At 62.9% G+C, this 21,894-nt stretch carries 15 protein-coding genes; 9 read left to right on the forward strand and 6 right to left on the reverse strand.

The window, feature by feature from the left end; all coding sequences use genetic code 11:
- Positions 1-58: 58 nt before the first annotated feature.
- The 4 genes from NPS29_RS21760 to NPS29_RS21775 form a co-directional block, all read right to left on the reverse strand.
- The gene (locus tag NPS29_RS21760) at positions 59-1,291 is read right to left on the reverse strand and encodes an efflux RND transporter periplasmic adaptor subunit (protein WP_274135026.1); all 1,233 of its coding nucleotides are present in this window, start codon (positions 1,289-1,291) and stop codon (positions 59-61) included.
- Between the two features lie 10 nt (positions 1,292-1,301).
- Positions 1,302-2,798 (reverse strand): efflux transporter outer membrane subunit, encoded by a 1,497-nt coding sequence (locus NPS29_RS21765; RefSeq protein WP_274135027.1) that lies wholly within the window; start codon positions 2,796-2,798, stop codon positions 1,302-1,304.
- Positions 2,795-3,268 (reverse strand): MarR family winged helix-turn-helix transcriptional regulator, encoded by a 474-nt coding sequence (locus tag NPS29_RS21770; RefSeq protein ID WP_274135028.1) that lies wholly within the window; start codon positions 3,266-3,268, stop codon positions 2,795-2,797. The genes NPS29_RS21765 and NPS29_RS21770 overlap by 4 nt, the downstream gene beginning before the upstream one ends.
- A 248-nt stretch (positions 3,269-3,516) precedes the next feature.
- Complete coding sequence (locus NPS29_RS21775; RefSeq protein WP_274135029.1) at positions 3,517-4,122, reverse strand: tRNA-(ms[2]io[6]A)-hydroxylase; 606 nt, start codon at positions 4,120-4,122, stop codon at positions 3,517-3,519.
- Positions 4,123-4,306: 184 nt separating this feature from the next.
- On the opposite strand from NPS29_RS21775, the gene NPS29_RS21780 reads away from it, so the two are divergent.
- Complete coding sequence (locus NPS29_RS21780) at positions 4,307-5,182, forward strand: universal stress protein (RefSeq protein ID WP_274135030.1); 876 nt, start codon at positions 4,307-4,309, stop codon at positions 5,180-5,182.
- A 127-nt stretch (positions 5,183-5,309) separates the two neighbouring features.
- Here the strand turns inward: NPS29_RS21780 and NPS29_RS21785 are convergent, their stop codons facing one another.
- Complete coding sequence (locus tag NPS29_RS21785; protein ID WP_274135031.1) at positions 5,310-5,783, reverse strand: DUF1289 domain-containing protein; 474 nt, start codon at positions 5,781-5,783, stop codon at positions 5,310-5,312.
- 392 nt (positions 5,784-6,175) lie between these two features.
- Here NPS29_RS21785 and acnB point away from each other — a divergent pair, with 392 nt between their 5' ends.
- Positions 6,176-8,776 carry a bifunctional aconitate hydratase 2/2-methylisocitrate dehydratase gene (gene acnB / locus NPS29_RS21790; RefSeq protein WP_274135033.1) on the forward strand — a complete coding sequence of 867 codons (2,601 nt, stop codon included), beginning with the start codon at positions 6,176-6,178 and terminating at the stop codon, positions 8,774-8,776.
- Positions 8,777-9,140: 364 nt separating this feature from the next.
- Here acnB and NPS29_RS21795 read toward each other — a convergent pair whose 3' ends face one another.
- A complete protein-coding gene (locus NPS29_RS21795) occupies positions 9,141-13,997 on the reverse strand; it encodes an NAD-glutamate dehydrogenase (RefSeq protein WP_274135035.1) in 4,857 nt (1,618 codons plus the stop codon).
- A 406-nt stretch (positions 13,998-14,403) separates the two neighbouring features.
- Here NPS29_RS21795 and NPS29_RS21800 point away from each other — a divergent pair, with 406 nt between their 5' ends.
- The 7 genes from NPS29_RS21800 (at position 14,404) to NPS29_RS21830 (ending at position 21,837) form a co-directional block, all read left to right on the forward strand.
- Positions 14,404-14,763, forward strand: coding sequence for a hypothetical protein (locus NPS29_RS21800; RefSeq protein WP_274135037.1), 360 nt, complete (start codon positions 14,404-14,406; stop codon positions 14,761-14,763).
- A gap of 211 nt (positions 14,764-14,974) precedes the next feature.
- Positions 14,975-15,934 carry an AAA family ATPase gene (locus NPS29_RS21805; protein ID WP_037013687.1) on the forward strand — a complete coding sequence of 320 codons (960 nt, stop codon included), beginning with the start codon at positions 14,975-14,977 and terminating at the stop codon, positions 15,932-15,934.
- Between the two features lie 4 nt (positions 15,935-15,938).
- Entirely contained in the window at positions 15,939-16,883 is a 945-nt protein-coding gene (locus NPS29_RS21810) for a DUF58 domain-containing protein (protein WP_274135039.1), read from the forward strand.
- Entirely contained in the window at positions 16,880-17,374 is a 495-nt protein-coding gene (locus tag NPS29_RS21815) for a DUF4381 domain-containing protein (RefSeq protein WP_274135041.1), read from the forward strand. The genes NPS29_RS21810 and NPS29_RS21815 overlap by 4 nt, the downstream gene beginning before the upstream one ends.
- Complete coding sequence (locus NPS29_RS21820) at positions 17,367-18,434, forward strand: vWA domain-containing protein (protein ID WP_274135043.1); 1,068 nt, start codon at positions 17,367-17,369, stop codon at positions 18,432-18,434. Before NPS29_RS21815 ends, NPS29_RS21820 begins: the two co-directional genes overlap by 8 nt.
- Positions 18,431-20,161 (forward strand): vWA domain-containing protein, encoded by a 1,731-nt coding sequence (locus NPS29_RS21825; protein ID WP_274135044.1) that lies wholly within the window; start codon positions 18,431-18,433, stop codon positions 20,159-20,161. Before NPS29_RS21820 ends, NPS29_RS21825 begins: the two co-directional genes overlap by 4 nt.
- Positions 20,158-21,837, forward strand: a complete 1,680-nt coding sequence (locus tag NPS29_RS21830; protein ID WP_274135045.1) for a BatD family protein — start codon at positions 20,158-20,160, stop codon at positions 21,835-21,837. The genes NPS29_RS21825 and NPS29_RS21830 overlap by 4 nt, the downstream gene beginning before the upstream one ends.
- The last annotated feature ends 57 nt before the right edge of the window (positions 21,838-21,894 follow it).

Consider the following 21,894-nt stretch of genomic DNA (forward strand, 5'->3'; position numbering starts at 1 on the left):
ATCCTTTGACACTCGAAAGATGCGCCAGCCCGAAGGCCGGCGCAGGGGGACAGGCGACTTAACGCTGTACGGTCTTGCCGGTGGCCTGGGCGCTGTTCTCGTGGATCAGGCGCGCAATCAGCGTGTCGGCATCGGCCAGTTGTTTGCTGTACACATCAGTGGTGAACGACGCCTGCTTGGGCGGCTGTTGCGCCAGCACCGGGCCGCTCTGGTCGTGCAGGTTCACATCGACCACGGTGGACAGGCCGATGCGCAGCGGATTCTTCGCCAACTCGTCAGCGTTGATGTGAATCCGCACCGGCACCCGCTGCACGATCTTGATCCAGTTACCCGTGGCGTTCTGCGCAGGCAGCAGGGCGAACGCGCTGCCGGTGCCGGCGCCGACGCTGTCGACGGTGCCGCTGAACTTCACGTCGCTGCCATACAGGTCAGCCTCGATGTCCACCGGCTGGCCGATGCGCATCTTGCCCAACTGGGTTTCCTTGAAGTTGGCGTCGATCCACAGCTGATCCAGCGGAATCACCGCCATCAGCGCGGTGCCAGGCTGAACGCGCTGGCCCAGTTGCACGGTGCGCTTGGCGACATAGCCGGTGACCGGCGCGATCAGGGTGCTGCGCGCGCTGTTCAGGTACGCCTGGCGCAGTTGCGCGGCGGCGGCCTTCACATCCGGGTGCGACGACACCTGAGTGTCATCGATCAATGCCGTGCTGGTGACCAATTGCTGCTGGATGTTGTTCAGGGCGTTCTGCGCGCTGGTCAGGTCATCCTTGGCGTGGGACAGTTCTTCCTGGGAAATCGCCCCGCCCGCCGCCAGGTTGCGCCGACGGTTGTAGTTGTCCTGGGCCTTCTGCACTTCGGCGCGCTGGGCCGCCAGTTGTGCCTTGATGCCGTCCACGCTGCTGTACAGACCGCGAACCTGACGCACCACCTTGCCCAGATTGGCCTCGGCGCTTTGCAGCGCGACTTCGGCGTCGTTAGGGTCGAACTGCACCAGCACCTGGCCTTCACGGACCAGATCGCCATCATCGGCGCCAATGCTCACCACGGTGCCGGTCACTTGCGGGGTGATTTCCACCACGTTGCCGTTGACGTAGGCATCGTCCGTGCTTTCGTTCCATTGGCCGTAGACTTCGTACCAGCCCCAGACGCCAAGACCGCCCAGAATCACGACGATCAGCAGGCCGAACATCAGGATCTTGCGCTTGCGCGGGTTCTTCTGCGGCTGGCCTGGCGCAGCCTTTTGCGCCGAAGCTTCGTTTGTTGCGTTGTTTTCGCTAGTGGCAGTGGCCATGACGAGTACCTTAATGAGTCAGCGAAGCAGTTGACGGGACAGCTGGGGCGGCGTTTTCGCCGGGCTTGCTCTCTTCGAAGCCTCCCCCCAGGGCCTGCATCAACTGGATCGAAAGATCGATTCGTTCCGCGTTGAGATCAGCCAGTTGGCGTTGCGATTGCAGCAGTTGCTGCTCGACGCTCAGCACATCGAGGTAGTTGCCGATCCCCGATGAATAGCGCGTGACCACCGTGTCGTAGGACTTCTGAATCACGTCGGTGGCTTGCTGGCGCGCGTCGATCTGACCGCTGATCGAATGCAGCTGGCCGATGTTGTCGCTGACATCGCCCAGGGCACGCACCAGACTCTTGTTGTACTGCGCGACCGCGAGGTCGTAGTCGGCATCCCGCGCATCCAGATCGGCGCGACGGCGACCGCCATCGAAGATCGGCAACGAGACGGTCGGCGCCACATTGAAGAAGCGGCTGGCCGAACCGAACATCGCGTCGCCCAGCAGAGACTCGACTCCAGCCGATGCACTGAGGTTCAGGTTCGGATAGAAGTTGGTCTTGCTGGCGACGATGTCCTTGCTGGCCGCCTCGACCCGCCAGCGCGCAGCCACCAGGTCCGGGCGACGACCGAGCAACTCGGCAGGCACCACGGATGGCAGCTGCACCACCGCAGGTTTCAGCACCGCAGGCCTTGCCAGTTCTTCACCACGGTCCGGGCCTTTGCCCATCAGCACGGCCAGGGTGATCTTGGCCGAACGCAGGCGTTTTTCCGCATCCACCAGCGACTCGCGCGAACCGGCTTCCAGGCTCTGGGTCTGCTGGTACTGGTATTCGCTGTCGATGCCGGACTTGAAGCGGCGGGCGCCCAGTTCCAGCAACTGACGGGTACGCTTGAGGTCTTCGGCGGCCAGATCGCGGACGATGTAGGCCTGGCCCAGATCACTGTAGGCGCGGGCGACATCGGCGGCGAGGGTCAACTGCGCGGCGCGCTGGTCGATTTCGCTGGCACGGGCCTGGCCCAACGCGGCTTCCCAGGCAGCACGCTGCCCGCCCCACAGGTCGAATGTGTAATTGAAGCTGGCGCCCAGGCTACGCAGGGTGCTGTAGCGACCGCCCTGCCCCAGCGGATCCTGATCCTTGGCCAGGCGCGAGCGGCTTACGCTGGCGCTGGCATCGACGGTCGGCATACGCGCGGCATCGGCGCCATAGGCCGCAGCCGTGGCCTGGTGGGTGCGCGCGGCGGCGATCTGCATGTCCGGGCTGTCGCGCAGGGCCTCGACAATCATGCCGTCGAGTTGCGGATCGCCCAGGCTGGTCCACCAGTCGCGTCGTGGCCAGGCGGCCGGCGACAGGGTGACGCCTTTGAGGCTTTGCGAAGCCTGCAGGCTGTTGGCATCGATCCCGACGCCTTCGGTGTTCAGGCCTTTGGAGTTGGCGCAACCGGCCAGTACCAGTGCAACAAATACCAGGCTCAACGACGTTCGCAACGCCGTGCCGTGCTTGAGGGCAATGTTCATCGTGCGGCAATCCGGGCAATAGTGATCGGATCGGCTGCAGCCACCAGTACCTTGGTGAGCAGCTTCTCCAGCATGGCCAGCTCGCTGTCTTCCAGGACACCGACCATCTCGTTCATCGCCTTGGCACCTATCTCGGACAGCAGATCGGCAATTTCCTTGCCCGAGTCGGTCAGCACCAACCGCACCTGACGGCGGTCCGCCTCGGAACGGGTGCGCACCAGCAGGTCTTTCTGTTCCAGCCTGTCGAGCATGCGCGTCATCGAACCGCTGTCCAGGCACAGCGCCCGGCACAGGTCGGCCGGGGTTTCTGCGTCATACAGCGCCACGATCACCAGCACCTTGAACTGCTGCGCAGTCAGGCCGTGGGGTTCGAGGTGCTTGTCCAGAATGCGGTTCTTCAACAAGTCAGCGCGGCCGATCAGCATGCCAAGCAGGCTGGTCTGGAACGTCTCGGGAGTGAAATGAGCCATTGATAGTCACCAATTATCTGCCTAGGCAGTGAATGGATCAGATATTACTGCCTAGGCAGCAAACACACAATGAAACAATTTTTAAGATGCAGAGTTCCGGACGAACGTGGTTCGCCAGATGCAAGGAAGGGAGAGATGTACGCCCGTAGCAGCACGGCTTGCCGGCAGGGGCGGCGTGTCAGACGATCATTTCGTCACAGACACACCGCTCCCGCCGGCAAGCCGTGCTGCTACAGAAATAGGAAACCTCAGGCAGGCACACCGCTATGAAAGCGGAAGTCCTCATCGGGGCTTTCGATCAGCTCGCGCTCGGCCAGGCGGACTTCTTCGATCTTGGCGTCGACATCCGCTTCATCGCCATAGAGATAGGCGAGCTTGAGGTAATCCTGGAAATGCCGCGCCTCGGACTTGAGCAGGCTGGCGTAGAACTTGGCCAGGTCCTCGTCCAGGTGTGGAACCAGCGCCCTGAACCGTTCGCAGGAGCGCGCCTCGACGATGGCACCGACGATCAGCGCATCGGTCAGGCGGTAAGGGTTGTGATTGCGCACCAGTTTGCGCAACGAACCTGCATAGCGGGCCGAACTGATGTTGGCCATGGGAATGCCACGCTTCTTGATGATGCTGATGACCTGCTCGAAATGACGCAGCTCCTCACGGGCCAGACGCGACATCTTGGCCTGCAGCTCGAACTTGTCGTTGTACTGGAACATGAACTGGAATGCCGCGCCTGCGGCCTTCTTCTCGTTGTTCGCGTGGTCGATCAGCAGGATATCCAGATTGCGCATGGCCGCCTGCACCCAGCTATCCGGGGTGGGGCACAGCAGGAAAGCGTCGATTTCTGGATACATCTGCATAAGGTCACAACTGGCGGTATGGGCAAGGCGCAGCATTATACGGGGCTGGACGCCCAGAACCAGCCTCAGATGCGGCAAAACCCGTGCAGCTCGATTGGCGGCGGGCAACTATAGTCAATACAGCGAACAGTCAGCGCCCCGTCAGGTCGAAACAAGCGTGCCGTCATTCAAGGGAGATCAGCTCATGCAATCGATTCGCAGGATTCTGGTGGCCATCGAACCCAGTGCCGAAACCGACAAGGTCGAAAGCCTGGCCATGCGACGCGCCTGCCTGATCGCCCACGCAACCGGGGCCAGTCTGCATCTGTTGATCTGTGACAAGAAAAGTGACCACAGCGAGCTGCTGACCACCCTCAAGCACGACCTGCAGGCCGAGGACTTCAACGTCACCGCCGAACAGGACTGGCACGAAAGCGTTCACCAGACCATCGTCAAGGTCCAGCAAGCGGAAGGCTCGGACCTGGTCATCAAACAGCACTTCCCCGACAGCACCCTTAAACGCGCCTTGTTGACGCCTGCCGACTGGAAACTGTTGCGCTATTGCCCCTGCCCGGTGCTGATGGTCAAGACCGACCGCCCCTGGAAAGGCGGCGCTATCCTGGCGGCGGTGGACGTCGGCAATCCCGATGGCGAGCACACTGCCCTGCACTACAGCATCATCAAGCACGGCTACAGCATCGCCGACGTGGCCAAGGGCGAGTTGCACGTCATCACTGCCCACCCCTCCCCCATGCTCTCGGCGGCGGACCCTGTGTATCAGCTGTCTTCAACCATCGAGGGCAAGTACCGCGAGCAGTGCAGGGCCTTCCAGACCGAATTCAGCATCGACGACGCTCACCTGCACATAGCCGAGGGGCCGGCCGATGTGCTGATTCCGTTCACTGCCCATCATTTGCAGGCGGCGGTGACGGTGATCGGCACCGTTGGCCGCACCGGGATTTCCGGCGCGCTGATCGGCAACACCGCCGAAGTGGTCCTCGATTCGTTGGAAAGTGATGTGCTGGTGCTCAAGAGCGAAGAATCGCTGGCGCACCTGGAAGAGCACCTGGCCCGCGCCTGAACACAACTTGCCCCGCATCGTACCCGTAGCAGCACGGCTTGCCGGCGGGAGCGGTGTGTCTGTGCCGAAAGGGTTGCCTGACACACCGCCCCGCCGGCAAGCCGTGCTGCTACGCAAGCATTGCGGATCAGGCTCCGCCGATGGCGTCCTTGAGAAACCCCGGTGCGATGTAGCGCTCGTAATGGGCTTCGGACAGCAGGAAGAATTCCCGATCGATGGCATCGCGCAATTCCGGCAGCCCCCAATCGCGAAACTCCGGCATCAGCACCATGCCGTAGGCCTCCAGGTCGTTGATCATCCGCGCGCCACGGGCGATCAACTGATAGGCCCAGCAATATTCCGACTGCTGCGGCACGAAGCGGATCTTGCGCTGCTCCAGTTGCTGGCGCAGCTTGCCTGCATCGAAGACCTCGACCTTGGCGGTCATCACCTGCACCAGCAATTGCTCAAGACGCAGCCAGACCGCGCGCTTTTCGTCCTCGTTATAGTCGTTCCAGTGAATGACTTCGTGATGGAAGCGCTTGCAGCCCCGGCACACCAGGTCGCCGTAGACAGTGGAGCAAAGCCCTACGCAGGGCGTCTTGATGATGTGGTTGGGCATGGCGGAAAAACACGGCAGCGGACGAAACAGGCCTGCATGTTAGCCCTTTGTCTAACGGGGTACACCCCTGAAGATGTAGGGGCTAACTTACCTTCTGCCATTTTTTGCCGTAGAATCATCGGGCCTTTTAAGGCGCCAATGTCCGTTGGAAGCTGTTTTCAAAGCGTCACGAGCACAGTAGGTCTACCCGGCAGTACGGTTCACGACGCAGGCCACGCCTGCGTCCCCTCCTCAGAACCGCTCATGCAGGCGTAAAACTTTGAAAACAGCTTCTGTTGGAAATCGTCAGCTGCCTGCCGAAAAACTCAAAAAGTTTTGACATGCACGGCTGCGGACCTTTTCTGGATGAGCGTCCCGGACACCCATTTGGGACCACTGATGAGGGTAATACTGTGCTTGAAGCCTACCGTAAACACATCGAAGAGCGTGCCGCCCAGGGTATCGTGCCCCAGCCGCTTAACGCCGAACAAACCGCAGGCCTGGTCGAGCTGCTGAAAAACCCACCGGCTGGCGAAGAAGCTGTCCTGCTTGACCTGATCACCAATCGCGTTCCACCGGGAGTTGACGAAGCTGCTTACGTCAAGGCCGGTTTCCTTTCCGCTCTGGCCAAGGGCGAAGTCTCTTCCCCTCTGCTGGATCGCAAACGCGCCGTAGAACTGCTCGGCACCATGCAGGGCGGCTACAACATCGTGACCATGGTCGACCTGCTGGACGATGCCGAGCTGGCACCGGTTGCCGCCGAACAACTGAAGCACACCCTGCTGATGTTCGACGCCTTCCACGACGTCGCAGAAAAAGCCAAGAACGGCAACGCTCACGCCCAAGGCGTGCTGCAGTCCTGGGCTGACGGCGAATGGTTCCAGAAGCGCCCTACCCTGGCCGACAAGATCAGCCTGCGCGTGTTCAAGGTCACCGGCGAAACCAACACCGACGACCTGTCCCCTGCGCCAGACGCCTGGTCGCGCCCTGACATCCCGCTGCACGCCCTGGCCATGCTGAAAATGGCCCGCGACGGCATCGTGCCTGACGTGCAAGGCTCCATCGGCCCGATGAAGCAGATCGAAGAAATGCGCGGCCAGGGTTTCCCTATCGCCTACGTCGGTGACGTGGTCGGTACCGGTTCCTCGCGTAAATCGGCCACCAACTCGGTGCTGTGGTTCTTCGGCGACGACATCCCTTACGTGCCGAACAAGCGCGCAGGTGGTTTCTGCTTCGGCAGCAAGATCGCCCCGATCTTCTACAACACCATGGAAGACGCCGGCGCCCTGCCAATCGAATTCGATGTCTCGAACATCAACATGGGCGACGTGATCGACGTTTACCCATACGAAGGCAAAGTCACCAAGCACGACAGCGACGAAGTGATCACCACTTTCGAACTGAAGACCCCTGTGCTGCTGGACGAAGTCCGCGCCGGTGGCCGTATCCCGCTGATCGTCGGCCGTGGCCTGACCAGCAAGGCACGCGCCGAGCTGGGCCTGCCGCCTTCGACCCTGTTCAAGCTGCCTGAAGTTCCTGCTGCCAGCACCAAGGGTTTCACCCTGGCGCAGAAAATGGTCGGCAAGGCGTGCGGCACCGACGGTATCCGTCCGGGCACCTACTGCGAACCGAAGATGACCACCGTCGGTTCCCAGGACACCACAGGTCCCATGACCCGTGACGAACTGAAAGACCTGGCGTGCCTGGGCTTCTCCGCTGATCTGGTAATGCAGTCCTTCTGCCACACCGCCGCTTATCCAAAGCCGATCGACGTCAAGACCCACCACACCCTGCCTGACTTCATCATGACCCGTGGCGGCGTTTCGCTGCGTCCGGGCGACGGCATCATCCACAGCTGGCTGAACCGCATGCTGCTGCCGGACACCGTCGGTACCGGTGGTGACTCGCACACCCGTTTCCCGATCGGCATCTCGTTCCCGGCCGGTTCCGGTCTGGTCGCGTTCGCCGCTGCCACCGGCGTCATGCCGCTGGACATGCCGGAATCGATCCTGGTCCGTTTCAAGGGCAAGCTGCAACCGGGCGTCACCCTGCGTGACCTGGTTCACGCCATCCCTTACTACGCGATCCAGAAAGGCCTGCTGACCGTCGAGAAGAAAGGCAAGAAGAACGCCTTCTCGGGTCGCATCCTGGAGATCGAAGGTCTGGAAAGCCTGACCGTCGAACAAGCCTTCGAACTGTCCGACGCCTCGGCAGAACGTTCGGCCGCCGGTTGCACCATCAAGCTGTCCAAAGAGTCGATCGCCGAATACCTGAACTCCAACATCACCCTGCTGCGCTGGATGATTGCGGAAGGCTACGGCGACCCACGCACCCTGGAGCGTCGCGCCAAGGCGATGGAAGCCTGGATTGCCAATCCCGAGCTGCTGGAAGCCGACAAGGACGCTGAATACGCCGAAGTCATCGAGATCGACCTGGCCGACGTCAAGGAGCCTGTGCTCTGCGCGCCGAACGACCCGGACGACGCCCGTCTGCTGTCCAGCGTCGCTGGCGAGAAGATCGACGAAGTGTTCATCGGCTCGTGCATGACCAACATCGGTCACTTCCGCGCTGCCGGCAAGTTGCTCGACCAGGTCAAAGGCCAGCTGCCAACCCGTCTGTGGCTGTCGCCGCCGACCAAGATGGACGCGCACCAACTGACCGAAGAAGGCTACTACGGCATCTACGGCAAGGCTGGCGCACGCATGGAAATGCCGGGCTGCTCGCTGTGCATGGGTAACCAGGCACGTGTGAACCCGAACGCGACCGTGGTATCGACCTCGACCCGTAACTTCCCGAACCGTCTGGGCGACGGCGCGAACGTCTACCTGGCTTCGGCTGAGCTGGCGTCCGTGGCATCGATCCTGGGTCGCCTGCCGACCGTCGAGGAGTACATGGAATACGCGAGCAAGATCGACAGCATGTCTGCCGATGTCTACCGCTACCTGAGCTTCGACCAGATCGCCGAGTTCCGTGAATCCGCAGCGAACGCCAACATCCCGGTTGTTCAAGCGTAAGATCGTAGTAAGGCGTCAAAAAAACCCCGCTTCTGGCGGGGTTTTTTTATGGGATTGGGTTCACTCGAGGGCGCTACATGGATGCCCTTCGGGCCTATCGCGAGCAAGCTCACTCCTACATTTTTTGCAACGTACCATGGCCTGTGGGACCGAGTGGTGAGCCTTGGTGCATGGCTCTGGATCTCAAGCGAAAGCACAAGGCAGACAACGGGGCCTGTCAGACCGCGGCACGTTGCAAAAAATGTAGGAGTGAGCTTGCTCGCGATGCGCCCGAAGGGCATCCATGTAGCGCCCTCAAGCCAGGCACAAAAAAAACCCCGCATCTCAAAATGCGGGGCTTTTCGTTCAACCAACCACTAAACCATCAAACCACCGCAGTCTGCCCACTCATGGCCAGATCCAGCAGCTCCCGGTTCGCCACCGCATACATCGCGTAGTCATTACCACTCGCTGCACGCAGTTCAACCAGCATCGCGTGCCAGCGCTCGACCATCGCCGAATGCTGCTCCAGCCACAGGCTCAGGCGCTCTTCCACGTTTTCCGGACCGTTCGGCATTTGCAGGACGGACACGGTGATGGCGCGCTGTTGCCAGTCGACATCGTCGCGGAAGGCTTCGCGGGCCAGGGCCTGCCAGTTGTTTTCCACTGGCAGGGCGCTGATCTGTTGCAGATACCAGGTGATGTCCAGCGAGCTGCCCAGTGCGAAGTAGACCTTGGCCACGTCGGCGGCATTCTGGCCAGTCACGTCGGACGCCTCGATGATCGGCAGCAGCGTGTACAGGTGCGTGGTGCCAGCGACCATGCGGGCCAACAGCTCAGGTACGCCAGCCTCGACGTATTCCTGATAACGCGCCTGCCAGACTTCACGTGGCGGGCCTTCCAGCAGTTCGTCGAGCTTCAGCCCCAGTGCCGCCAGGTGCGGACCGAAGTGGGCGACGTCACGGGCAGCGTCCAGTTCGTTGCGACGGCTGCGCAGGAACCAGCGGGTGGCACGGCGACCCAGGCGCATCAGCTCATCCATCAATGCCAACTGGATTTCAGCGGAAACCTTGTAGTCCAAAGCCTCGATCTGACGGAACCAGTGCGGCAGGTGGAAGATGTCACGCACGATCACGTAGGCACCGGCCACGTTGGCAGCGCTCATGCCGGTCGACTCCTTGAGCCGCTGCACGAAGGTGATGCCCATGTGGTTGACCAGGTCGTTGGCGATCTGGGTGCTGACGATTTCCCGCTTCAGACGGTGGCGACGCATGGATTCGGAGAACTTCGCGCCCAGGGACGGCGGGAAGGCGGTTTCCATGTCGCGGGCCAGGTAGTCGTCGTCCGGCACGCGGGATTCGAGCAGCGCTTCCTTGAGGTCGATCTTGCTGTAGGAGATCAGCACCGACAGTTCGGCGCGGGACAGGCCTTTCTGCTCGGCGATGCGCTCGGACAGCTGGTCCTCGGCCGGGAGGAACTCGATGGCGCGGTCCAGCTTGCCACGGGACTCCAGGTCGTTCATCAGGCGCTTGTATTCGGCAATCCGCTCGTAGGCACGACGGGCCGCCAGCGACAGGGCTTGCGTCTGCTTGTAGTTGTTGCCGAGTACCAGATTGCCCACTTCGTCGGTCATGCTTTCGAGCAGCAGGTTGCGCTGCTTCTCGGTCATGTCGCCGGCCTGCACCACTTCGTTGAGCAGGATCTTGATGTTCACTTCGTGGTCGGAGCAGTCCACGCCACCGGCGTTGTCGATGAAGTCGGTGTTGGTGGCGCCGCCCAGCAGGCCGAACTCGACGCGACCCAGTTGGGTCATGCCCAGGTTGCCGCCCTCGCCCACCACCTTGCAGCGCAGCTGGTTGCCATTGACGCGCAGGGCGTCGTTGGCCTTGTCGCCCACATCGGCGTGGCTCTCGGAGCTGGCCTTGACGTAGGTGCCGATACCGCCGTTCCACAGCAGATCCACCGGCGCCTTGAGCAATGCGTGCATCAGCTCGGTCGGGGTCAGTTTGTCAGCGCTGATGTCAAAGCGCTCTTTCATCTGCGGGGTGATGGTGATGCTCTTCAGGCTGCGCGGGAAGATACCGCCGCCTTCGGACATGATGCTGGCGTCGTAGTCGGTCCAGGCCGAACGCGGCAGGTCGAACAGGCGCTGACGCTCGGCGAAGCTGGTCGCCGGGTCCGGATTCGGATCGATGAAGATGTGCAGGTGGTTGAACGCGGCCACCAGTTGCAGCTTGTCGGACATCAACAGGCCGTTGCCGAATACGTCACCGGCCATGTCGCCGACGCCGATCACGCTGATGCTGTCCTGCTGGACATTGATGCCGCGCTCGCGGAAGTGGCGCTGCACGCCGACCCACGCGCCCTTGGCGGTGATGCCCATCTTCTTGTGGTCGTAACCGGCCGAGCCACCGGAGGCGAACGCGTCGCCCAGCCAGAAGCCATAGTCGATGGCGATGCCGTTGGCGATGTCGGAGAAGGTCGCGGTGCCCTTGTCCGCTGCCACCACCAGGTACGGGTCATCGTCGTCATGACGTACGACGTTGGCCGGCGGTACCAGCGCGCCTTCTTTCAGGTTGTCGGTGATGTCCAGCAGGCCGGAAATGAAGATGCGGTAGCAGGCGATCGCTTCGGCCTGAATCTCGTCGCGGGTGCCGGTGGTCGGCAGGCGACGTGGCAGGAAGCCACCTTTGGCACCCACAGGCACGATGACCGAGTTCTTCACCTGCTGGGCTTTTACCAGGCCCAGCACTTCGGTACGGAAGTCTTCTTCGCGGTCCGACCAGCGCAGGCCACCGCGGGCGACATTGCCGAAACGCAGGTGCACGCCTTCGACGCGCGGCGAATAGACGAAGATTTCGAACTTCGGCACCGGCTTGGGCAGCTCGGGGATCAGGCGTGGGTTGAACTTGAAGCTGAAGTAGCTCTTGTTCTGGCCGTTGGCGTCGGTCTGGTAGAAGTTGGTGCGCATGGTCGCCTTGATCAGGTCAAGGTAACGACGCAGGATGCGGTCTTCGTTGAGCACCTGGACATCGTCCAGCGCCGAGAGAATCGCGGTTTCCAGACGCTGTTGCATGTCGTCCAGATCGCCACCGGACAGCTTGCGCGCCAGGTAGAAGCGGGTCTTGAACAGACGGGTCAGCTCACGGGCGATGTCGGCGTGGTTGTTCAGTGTGCTGGCGATGTAGCCCAGGTCGAAGCCCAGACGAATCTGCTTGAGGTAACGGGCGTAGGCACGCAGCAGCGCCACGTCGCGCCACGGCAGGCCGGCGGTCAGGACCAGGCGGTTGAACGCATCGTTCTCGGCGTCGCCGCGCACGATGTGCACGAACGCATCCTGGAACGTGTCGTTGAGCTGCTGCAGATCCAGGTTCAGGCCTTCGGCGTAGGTGAAGGCGAAGTCATGAATCCAGAACTCGCGACCATTGGTGTGACGCAGGCGATACGGGAATTCGCCCAGCACGCGCAGGCCGAGGTTTTCCAGGATCGGCAGCACGTCGGACAGCGCCAGCGGGGTGTCGGCGTGGTACAGCTTGCAGTGCAGCTGCGCCTTGTCGCCCGACAGCGGCTGATAGAAGCTCATGACCAGCGGCTTGGCTTCGGACAGATTCAGCACATGCTGCATGTCGACCACGGCCGAGTGCGCGGCGAAACGCTCGCGGTAGCCTGCCGGAAAGCCTTTCGGGAAGTCGGCCAGCACGTTGGTGCCCTGGGCTTCGCCGAAGCTTTCGACAACCAGGCTTGCGTAGTCGTCGTTCCACGAACGGCAGGCCTGGATGACTTCGTTTTCCAGTTGTTGCGGGTCGATGTCCAGGGTGACTTTGGGGTCAACGCGAAGAATCAACTGCACGCGCGCCAGCACCGACTCGGAGAAGAAGGTCCAGAACTCGCAGTCGCTGGCCTTCAGGCGCTCCATCAATACCTGCTGGATCTTCTGGCGCACTTCGGTGGAGTAGATGTCACGCGGCACATAGGCCAGGCAGTAGCAGAAACGCCCGTACGGATCCTTGCGCAGGAACACGCGGATCTTGTTGCGCTCCTGGATCTGCACGATGGACATGACGGTGGTGAACAGCTCGTCCACCGGGGTCTGGAACAGGTCGTCGCGCGGCAGCACTTCAACGACCTGGGCCAGTTCCTTGCCCAGGTGCGCCTTGGCGTCGAAACCGGAACGGCGCTCGACTTCGGCGACCTTGCGGCGGATGTACGGGATGTTGCGCACGCTTTCGCCATACACCGAAGAGGTGTACAGGCCCATGAAACGGCATTCCTTGATGACCTTGCCGCTGGCGTCGATCATGCGGATCGACACGTAGTCAGGGTACGCCGGACGGTGCACGCGGCTTGGGTGCGCGGCCTTGGCAAAGGACAGCAGGGTCGGCTCATGCAGGTAGTTCACCGCATAGCCTTCGATGTGCAGGTCTTCAGGGGTGAGGCCTGCGCGCAGCAGTTTGGTCAGGCCCAGGAACGAGGCCGGATCGTAGGTCAGCTGGCCACCTTCGCCGTCGCCATCGACGGTGAATTCTTCGTAGCCCAGGAAGGTGAAATGGTTGTTCACCAGCCACTCGAGGAACACCTTGACCTCGGCCTTCTCGTCCGGATCGACGGCATATTCAGTGGCATCGATGCTCGCCAGCAGGTCATTGACCTTGGCTTTCATCGGCAGGAAGTCTTCTACTGCAACCCGCACCTCGCCCAGTACCTGCTCCAGCTCGCGTGCCAGCACGTTGAGTTCGGCAGCGTTGGCGCAACGGTCGATCTCCAGGTACATCAGCGATTCTTGCAGCACGCCCTCGCCCAGGGTGCCCTTTGGCAGCACTTCGAGCAGTTGGCCCTTGGCATCGCGACGCACGCTCAGCACGGTGGTCTGCAGGGTGTGGATGCTGTAGCCGCGGCGGTTCAGCTCGGTACGCACCGAATCCACCAGGAACGGCAGGTCGTGGTGCAGCACTTCAACGGCGGTATGGGTGGATTGCCAGCCGTGACGCTCGTAATCAGGGTTGTACACGCGTACCTGCGGGGTGCCGTGCTCGAAACGCTCGAGCAGGCGCCAGGCAGACAGGGTGCAACCGGCAAGGTCGGAAAGCCTGCGCTGGGTGAGTTCGTCCAGAGAGATGATGCCGAAGAACTGATCGGCGAACAGCGCCACTTGTGGCAGTGCCTGTTCGCTGATGTGCTGGGCCAGTGCCGCTCGCAGTTGGTGCTGGAAGTCGGACTTGCTGGCTGCGGTGAAGAACGCCATCTGTGATACTCCGCTTGGCTTGGCTTTTATATAGGAGAGATGCGTGTTTCGGGGTCGTTCATGTGTGTCTGCGTGTCAGTTTCGCGTCTGATCGATGATAGTCAGCAAATCGTGACAACGATGAATTCATGCACACATGCCCTTGTAGTAACGCTCGTCGTGTGCGCGTAGTCACAATGCCCCCCGAGTGAACCTGGGTGCGGCAACTGGCCGCACGTCCGTTCATCTGCTGCGAAGCTTAACGAGAGCAACCCCGAGTGGCTTGCAGGGCTGCGACATACTCGGACATCGGGTTGCCATCCGGCATGGCCCATGCCGAACAGGAATAGTTATAGATGGAGAGCTAAATTCATGCAGGGCTGGCAAAATCAAAGCTTGTCCCGAACCGAACCACAGGATGCACACCATGCACATGACCACCGACAGCTTCATCTACAACCCCTGCGATGAAGAAGAAGACGACATGGCGCTGGTCTGCTGCCATGGCGACAACGGCGACCTGTTCCTGCTGGCGCGCTTTCCGGATGAGGATGAAGTGGACATCACCTTTCGCGATGACACCATCCATGTCGAATCGAATCTGAAAGTCACCCTTTCTGCCACCCGGCTCAGCGTGCAGGTCGATGCGGCCGACGCCCAGCCTTTCGGCGGCGAGCACAGCTTCGACATCGACCACACCACCCCTGAGGGCGAGCTGGCCGAACTGGACGCCACGCTAAGGATCATCCTCAAGGATGTCGGCACCTACGTCAGCGAAATCGGCTGATTCCCTGCGCCTTGTGACACTCGCTCCAGGCCGGCACAGGGAGAAAACCCGTAACCTGTAAGACAATTCTGGTTTTTGCCCGGTAAACAGCGCCAAACACTGAAAAAACCCCTTGGCCGATTAGTCGCCGCACCCTCGGATGGATTAAAGTAACGCCCCCAGCTTCGGTGCCGTCTTGGCGCCGCTGCGTACCTGTCAGGAACCGTCATCGATGGAACATCGTGAAGCGTTGATCGCGCTGCGAACCTTTCTCTCCACTCAGATTCTGGGGCAGGAGAAACTGGTCGAGCGCCTGTTGATCGCGCTGCTTGCCGATGGCCACATGCTGGTCGAAGGCGCTCCGGGCCTGGCCAAGACCAAGGCGATCAAGGAACTGGCCGAGGGCATCGAGGCGCAGTTCCACCGCATCCAGTTCACCCCTGACCTGCTGCCCGCCGACATCACCGGTACCGAGATCTACCGCCCGGAAACCGGCAGCTTCGTGTTCCAGCAGGGGCCGATCTTCCACAACCTGGTGCTGGCGGACGAAATCAACCGGGCACCGGCCAAGGTGCAATCGGCGCTGCTGGAAGCCATGGCCGAGCGCCAGGTCAGCGTGGGCCGTAGCACCTATGATCTGTCGCCGCTGTTTCTGGTGATGGCCACGCAAAACCCCATCGAGCAGGAAGGCACCTACCCGCTGCCCGAAGCCCAGCTCGACCGCTTCCTGATGCACGTCAAGATCGGCTTCCCCGACGCCACCGTCGAACGCAAGATCCTGCAACAGGCCCGCGGCGAAGCGCTGAACGGCGAAACCAAGCCCGAACGAAGGGTGAGCCAGCAGGCGATCTTCGCTGCGCGCAAGGAAATCCTCGGCTTGTACATGGCCGATGCGGTGGAGGAATACCTCGTCCAACTGGTCATGGCCACCCGCACTCCGGCCAAGTTCGACGCCGAACTTGCCGAGTGGATCGGCTATGGCGCCAGCCCCCGTGGCTCGATCTCCCTTGACCGCTGCGCCCGGGCCCACGCCTGGCTCGCCGGCCGCGACTTCGTCAGCCCCGAAGACATCCAGGCGATGGTCTTCGACGTGCTGCGCCATCGCATCATCCTGTCCTTCGAAGCGGAAGCGGCAGGCATCGACCAGGACCGCGTGATCCAGCGCATTCTCGACGTCGTTGCCGTCGCCTGACCCCATGCAACCCTATCTGATTTCCCAACCGGGCATCCGCATCAGCCTCGCCGAGCTGATCGAGATGCGCCACCGCGTGCGGGAAGTGCAACTGTTCTCGTCCCCCGGCCGGCGCAGCCCGCTGATCGGCCTGCACCATTCCAAGCTGCGCGGACGTGGCGTGGACTTCGACCAGGTGCGGGTGTACCAGGCCGGCGACGACGTGCGCACCATCGACTGGCGCGTCACGGCCCGCACCCAGGAACCCCACACCAAACTGTTTCACGAAGAACGCGAACGGCCCATCTTCATCATGGTCGAGCAGAGCCGCCGCCTGTTCTTCGGCTCGGGGCTGATGTTCAAGTCGGTGCTGGCCGCCCAGGCCGCCGCGCTGATCGGCTGGGCCGCGCTGGGCCACAACGACCGGGTCGGCGGGCTGGTGTTCGGTGACAACCAGCACTACGAAATCAAGCCGCGGCGCAGCAAGCAGAGCCTGTTGCAACTGCTCAACCGCCTGGTGCGGGTCAACCAGTCCTTGCACACCGAGGCGGTGGACGATCGCGACTCCTTCGGCGTGGCCCTGCGACGCGCCCGGGAAGTGCTGCGGCCCGGCAGCCTGGTGTTCATACTGTGCGATGAGCGCACGCTGTCGGACTCCGCCGAGCAACAACTGGCCCTGCTCTCCCGGCATTGCGACCTGTTGCTGTTGCCGCTGTCGGACCCGCTGGATCACGCCCTGCCCGCCGCCGGCCTGCTGCGCTTCGCCGACCGTGGCGCGCAACTGGAACTGGACACCCTCAACCCGGACCTGCGCCAGACCTACCGCGCTCAAAGCGAAGCCCGTCAGGCGCGCTGGGAGTTGCTGGCGCAGAAACTGCGGGTGCTGATGATTCCCCTGAGCACCCAGCAGGAGATGGTCGAGCAGTTGCGCGACTACCTGAACGAACAGCGCCCGGTAAAACCCAAATGAGCCTGCTGGACCAGTTGCAGCCGATGATCCGCCCCGAGCCTGTGGGCTTCTGGCCGCCAGCGCCCGGCTGGTGGCTGCTGCTGATTCTGCTGCCGGTACTGGGTTACGGCCTGTGGCGGGCGCGGGTGCTGCTGCCGAAAAAGGCCCGCGCCGAAAGCGCCGAGCCGCCGCTGGACCCGTTGCGCCAGGCCGCGCTGCTGGAACTGGCGCAACTGCCCAAACCCTACGACGGCGCGCCCGCCGGCGCCTGGCTGCAACAGATCAACGGTCTGCTCAAACGCCTGTGCCGCAACCACTACCCCTACAGCCAAAGCCACACCCTCAATGGCCGAAAATGGCTGGCGTTTCTCGACAACCGCTGCCCGGCTGCCGGCCTGACACGCTGGATGATCCTTGTGGAAGGCGCCTACAAGCCCGAATGCAAACTCGACGACAAGGCCATTACCGGCCTGACGCAATCGGTCGAGACCTGGATTCGCAAACATGTTTGAGTTCGGCTGGCCATGGGTCTTCGCCCTGCTGCCGCTGCCGTGGCTGCTGCGCTTCGTGTTGCCGGTGGCCGACAGTGGCGAGGCCGCCCTCAAGGTCAGCTCTCTCAACGAGCTGGAAGGCCTGGCCGGGCGTCGTGCCCGCGCCCACCTGCCGGGCTGGCGGCGGCAGTTGCCTTTCGTCACCCTGTGGCTGTTGCTGCTGGTGGCTGCGGCTCGCCCGCAGTGGCTGGGGGAGCCGCTGCCGGTAGCCGCCAGCGGTCGCGACCTGCTGGTGGCGGTGGACGTATCCGGCTCGATGGACTACCCGGACATGGTCTGGCAGAGCGATGAGGTCAGCCGCCTGACCCTGGTCAAACAGTTGCTGGGCGACTTCCTCGAACATCGCCAGGGCGACCGCGTGGGCTTGATCCTGTTCGGCAGCCAGGCTTACCTGCAAGCACCGCTGACCTTCGACCGCAAGACCGTGCGGGTCTGGCTGGATGAAGCGCGCATCGGTATCGCCGGCAAGAACACCGCCATCGGCGACGCCATTGGCCTTGCCCTCAAACGCCTGCGTTCGCGCCCGGCCCAGAGTCGCGTGCTGATTCTGGTCACCGACGGTGCCAACAACGCCGGCCAGATCGACCCCGCCACGGCGGCGCGGCTGGCCGCCGGTGAAGGCGTGAAAATCTACCCGATCGGCATCGGCGCCGACCCCGACAAGGGCGCCACCAGCATCCTGGGCCTGAACCCGAGCCTGGACCTGGACGAACCCGCGCTCAAGGAAATCGCCGAGATCACCGGTGGCCAGTATTTCCGCGCCCGGGACGGCGAGCAGCTGAAAAACATCGGCAAGGCCCTCGACACCCTGGAACCGGTGGCACAGCAGCCCACCCAGGCCCGGCCGGCCGTGGCGCTCTACGACTGGCCGCTGGCGATGGCCCTGCTGCTGAGCGTCCTCTTGGTGATTCACGAGCGCTGGCCGCACAACCCGCTCTATCGCTTCCTCGCACGCCAGCCGGTGCTGCATCAGGGCCCGCAATGGCGCCAGCGTTTCAAGCGCTTGCGGAGGCGTCGATGAGCCCGACCTTCTTTGCCTTCTGGCCTCACGTTCTGCGCCCTTGGTGGCTGTTGTTGCTGCCGTTGCTGGGCTGGCTGATCTGGCGCCTGTGGCACCGGCAAAAACGCGTGGGCCGCTGGCAGATGATTCTGCCCAGCGCCTTCCACTCGGTATTGCTCAGCGGCGGCAGCGGTCGGGAGAGCAAGTTGCCGTGGGTCGCGCTGGCGTTAGGCTGGCTGCTGGCCCTGCTGGCCCTGATCGGGCCGAGCTGGCAGCGCGTCGAACAGACCAGCCAGAAACCGGTGGACCCCTTGGTCGTGCTGATGGAATTGACGCCGGAAATGCTCGCCGCCGACAGCCCGCCCACTCGCCTTGAACAGGCACGGCGCAAGCTGCTGGACCTGCTGCAACTGCGCAGCGATTCGCAAACCGCGATCATCGTCTACGCCGGCAGCGCCCACACGCTGGTGCCGCTGTCCGACGACCTGACCACCAGCAAGAACCTGCTGGACGCGATCAAGCCGTCGATCATGCCCGAGAGCGGCCAGCGCGCCGACCTTGCGGTGCTCAAGGCCCGTGACCTGCTCAAGCAGGGCGACCTGGGCCAGGGCCGGTTACTGTGGATTGGCTCGTCACTGACCGAAGCCGAGCGTCAGGGCATTCGCCAGGCCATGACCGACCACCCACCGCAATGGCTGATGCTGGGCGTCGGCACCGCAGAGGGCGCGCCGGTGGCTCAGGAAAAAGGCGGGTTCCTCAAGGATGCCCAGGGCGGAATTCTGGTGCCACGCCTGGAAAGCACCAGCCTCAAGGATTTCGCCGAAAGCCTGGGCGGCCAGTACACCCAGTTGCAACTGGTCGATGCCGACCTGCGCGAACTGGGCCTGCTCCAGGCACCGACCGAACTGCGCAGCATGGGCCGCACCGTTCAGCTCGACACTTGGGCCGATCAGGGTTACTGGCTGTTGTTGCCGCTGTTGCTGCTGGCCGCCTGCGCCGGGCGCCGTGGCTGGGTGTTGTGCCTGCCGCTGCTGATGGCGATTCCGCAACACAGCTATGCTTTCGACTTCGATGACCTGTGGCGGCGCCCGGACCAACAGGGCCAGCACCTGCTGCAACGTCATCGCCCCGCTGAGGCCGCCCGGCATTTCGAGAACATCCAGTGGCAAGGCATTGCCCTCTATGAGGCCGGGGATTACGCCGGCGCCGCCCAGCGCTTCGCCCAGGGCAACACCGCGACCGACCATTACAATCGGGGCAATGCGCTGGCCAGGAGCGGCGAACTGGAAGCGGCCGTCGATGCCTATGAACAGGCGTTGGAGCGTCAAGCGGATTTCACGGCAGCAGCCACCAACAAGGCGCTGGTCGAGCAGCTCATCGAGCAGAACAGGCAGGCCGCGCTGGAAGACGCCAGCGAAGGCAAGACCGAAAGCGAGGACGACGCCGGCAAGTCGCAGACCGGCGAGGCCGAGCAACAGCAGAGCAACCAGCAGGCCCAGAGCCCGGCCAGCGAAGACAACAACGCAAGCAACGCCCCGCAGTTTTCGGGCAACGCCCAGGCGCCGGACGCATCCCCCGACGCCGACGAGCCCACCCGGGCCCCCAGCCGTCCGGCCGACACCCAGATCAACGCCGAACAGCGGCAAGCGCTCGAACAATGGTTGCGGCAGATCCCGGACGAACCCGGCGAGCTGCTGCGACGCAAATTCTGGTACGAACAGCAGCAACATCAGGAAAAGGCCAAATGAGTCGTGTGCACAGGGTGGTAATCGTCTGGCTGCTGTGCCTGTTCGCCCTCGTGGCGTGGGCCGACGAGCCTGCGGCGACCTTGCAGGCCAGTGTCGACCGCACCCGGATCAACACCGGTGAAACAGTGGAACTGACCCTGGAATCCGACGACGCGACCCTGTTCGGCAAGCCGGACATGAGCGCGCTGGATACCGATTTCGAGGTGCGCGACACGCGCCAGCTCAATAGCCTGACCACCCTGGAAGGCAACGTTCACGCCACCACCCGCTGGCTGATCACCCTGATGCCGCGCCACAGCGGCTCCATCGAGATTCCATCGCTCAAGCTCGGCGAGCTGGTCAGCCAGCCCATCGCCCTGCAGGTGGTGGAGGTCGAACAGTCGCAGGCGCAGGAACAGAAACTGGCGCCGGTGTTCATGGAAGCCAGCCTGGATCAGGACACCGTCTACGTGCAGGCCCAGGCCGTGCTGACGGTGCGCATCTATCACTCGGTGTCGCTGTTCGACGACAGCAACCTGACGCCGCTGCAGGTGCCTGACGCGCGCATCGAGAAACTCGGCGACACTCGCACCTACGAGAAGCAGATCAACGGCGTTCGCCATGGTGTGATCGAAATGCGTTATGCGCTCTACCCACAACAGAGCGGCGACATGACCATTCCGGCCCAGGAATTCAGCGCCACCATGGTCCAGGACATTCCGGAAACCCAGGCCGCCGCCACCAGCCAGCCTGCGGTGGCCACCAGTCCGAAGCCCGGCAAGCTGATGCGCGTGACCTCCCTGCCACTGGCGCTTAAGGTCAAGCCGCAGCCGGCCCATTACCCGGCCAACACGCCATGGCTTCCTGCGCGCAGCATCAGCCTGAGCGAAGACTGGAACCCGGACCCTGCCCATGTGCAGATTGGCGATTCGCTGACCCGCACCCTGGTCATTACTGCCGAGGGCCTGTCCAGCGCGCAACTGCCGCCCCTGCCTGCTTCGGAAGTCAGCGCGCTGCGGCGGTATCCGGATCAACCGCAGTTGAGCAACCAGGCCGGCGAGCGCGGGCTGGTGGGCACCCGTGAAGAGCGTGTGGCACTGGTGCCGAACCGTCCCGGCGCCATCGACATTCCGGCGGTGGACCTGGTGTGGTGGAACACCCTGGAAGATCATCTGGAGCACAGCGCCCTGCCCGCCCGCACCCTGCAAGTCAGCACCAACCCGGCGCTGGCGGTGGACATGCCGGTGAGCGACGGCGCCAGTGGCAGCCTGATCGGGCCGCCGGTGTGGCCGTGGCAGTTGAGCACCGTGCTGCTGGCATTCACCACGCTGTTGGGTTTCTCATTATGGTGGCGCGCCCGTTCGCAACCGGCCGTCGCCCGCGCCGCGCAGACCGGCCCAAGCCCGCGTACCGTGCTGGACGATCTCAAGCGCGCAAGCCTTGCCAACGATCCACAAGCAACCCGCCAGGCCCTCGACGCCTGGGCCCGCCAGCAGCCGGAAACCCTGGCCGACATGGCCGCGCGCTTCGTGCCGCTGTCCGACGCACTGGACGGCCTCAACGGCGCGCTCTACAGCGAAACCGGCAAGCTGTGGCTGGGCGAAGATTTATGGAAAGCGGTCAAGGCCTTGCCTGCCGTCGAAAAACCGGTAGAAGCCAACGGCGCAGACAGCCTGCCGCCGCTTTATCCGAAATGAGGCTTGCGCCGAAGCGGGCACACATGATGATTTTCCGTTGGCTGCTCTGGCCCCTTC

It is taken from the genome of Pseudomonas putida (assembly GCF_028682175.1).
Taxonomy (GTDB): domain Bacteria; phylum Pseudomonadota; class Gammaproteobacteria; order Pseudomonadales; family Pseudomonadaceae; genus Aquipseudomonas; species Aquipseudomonas putida_AD.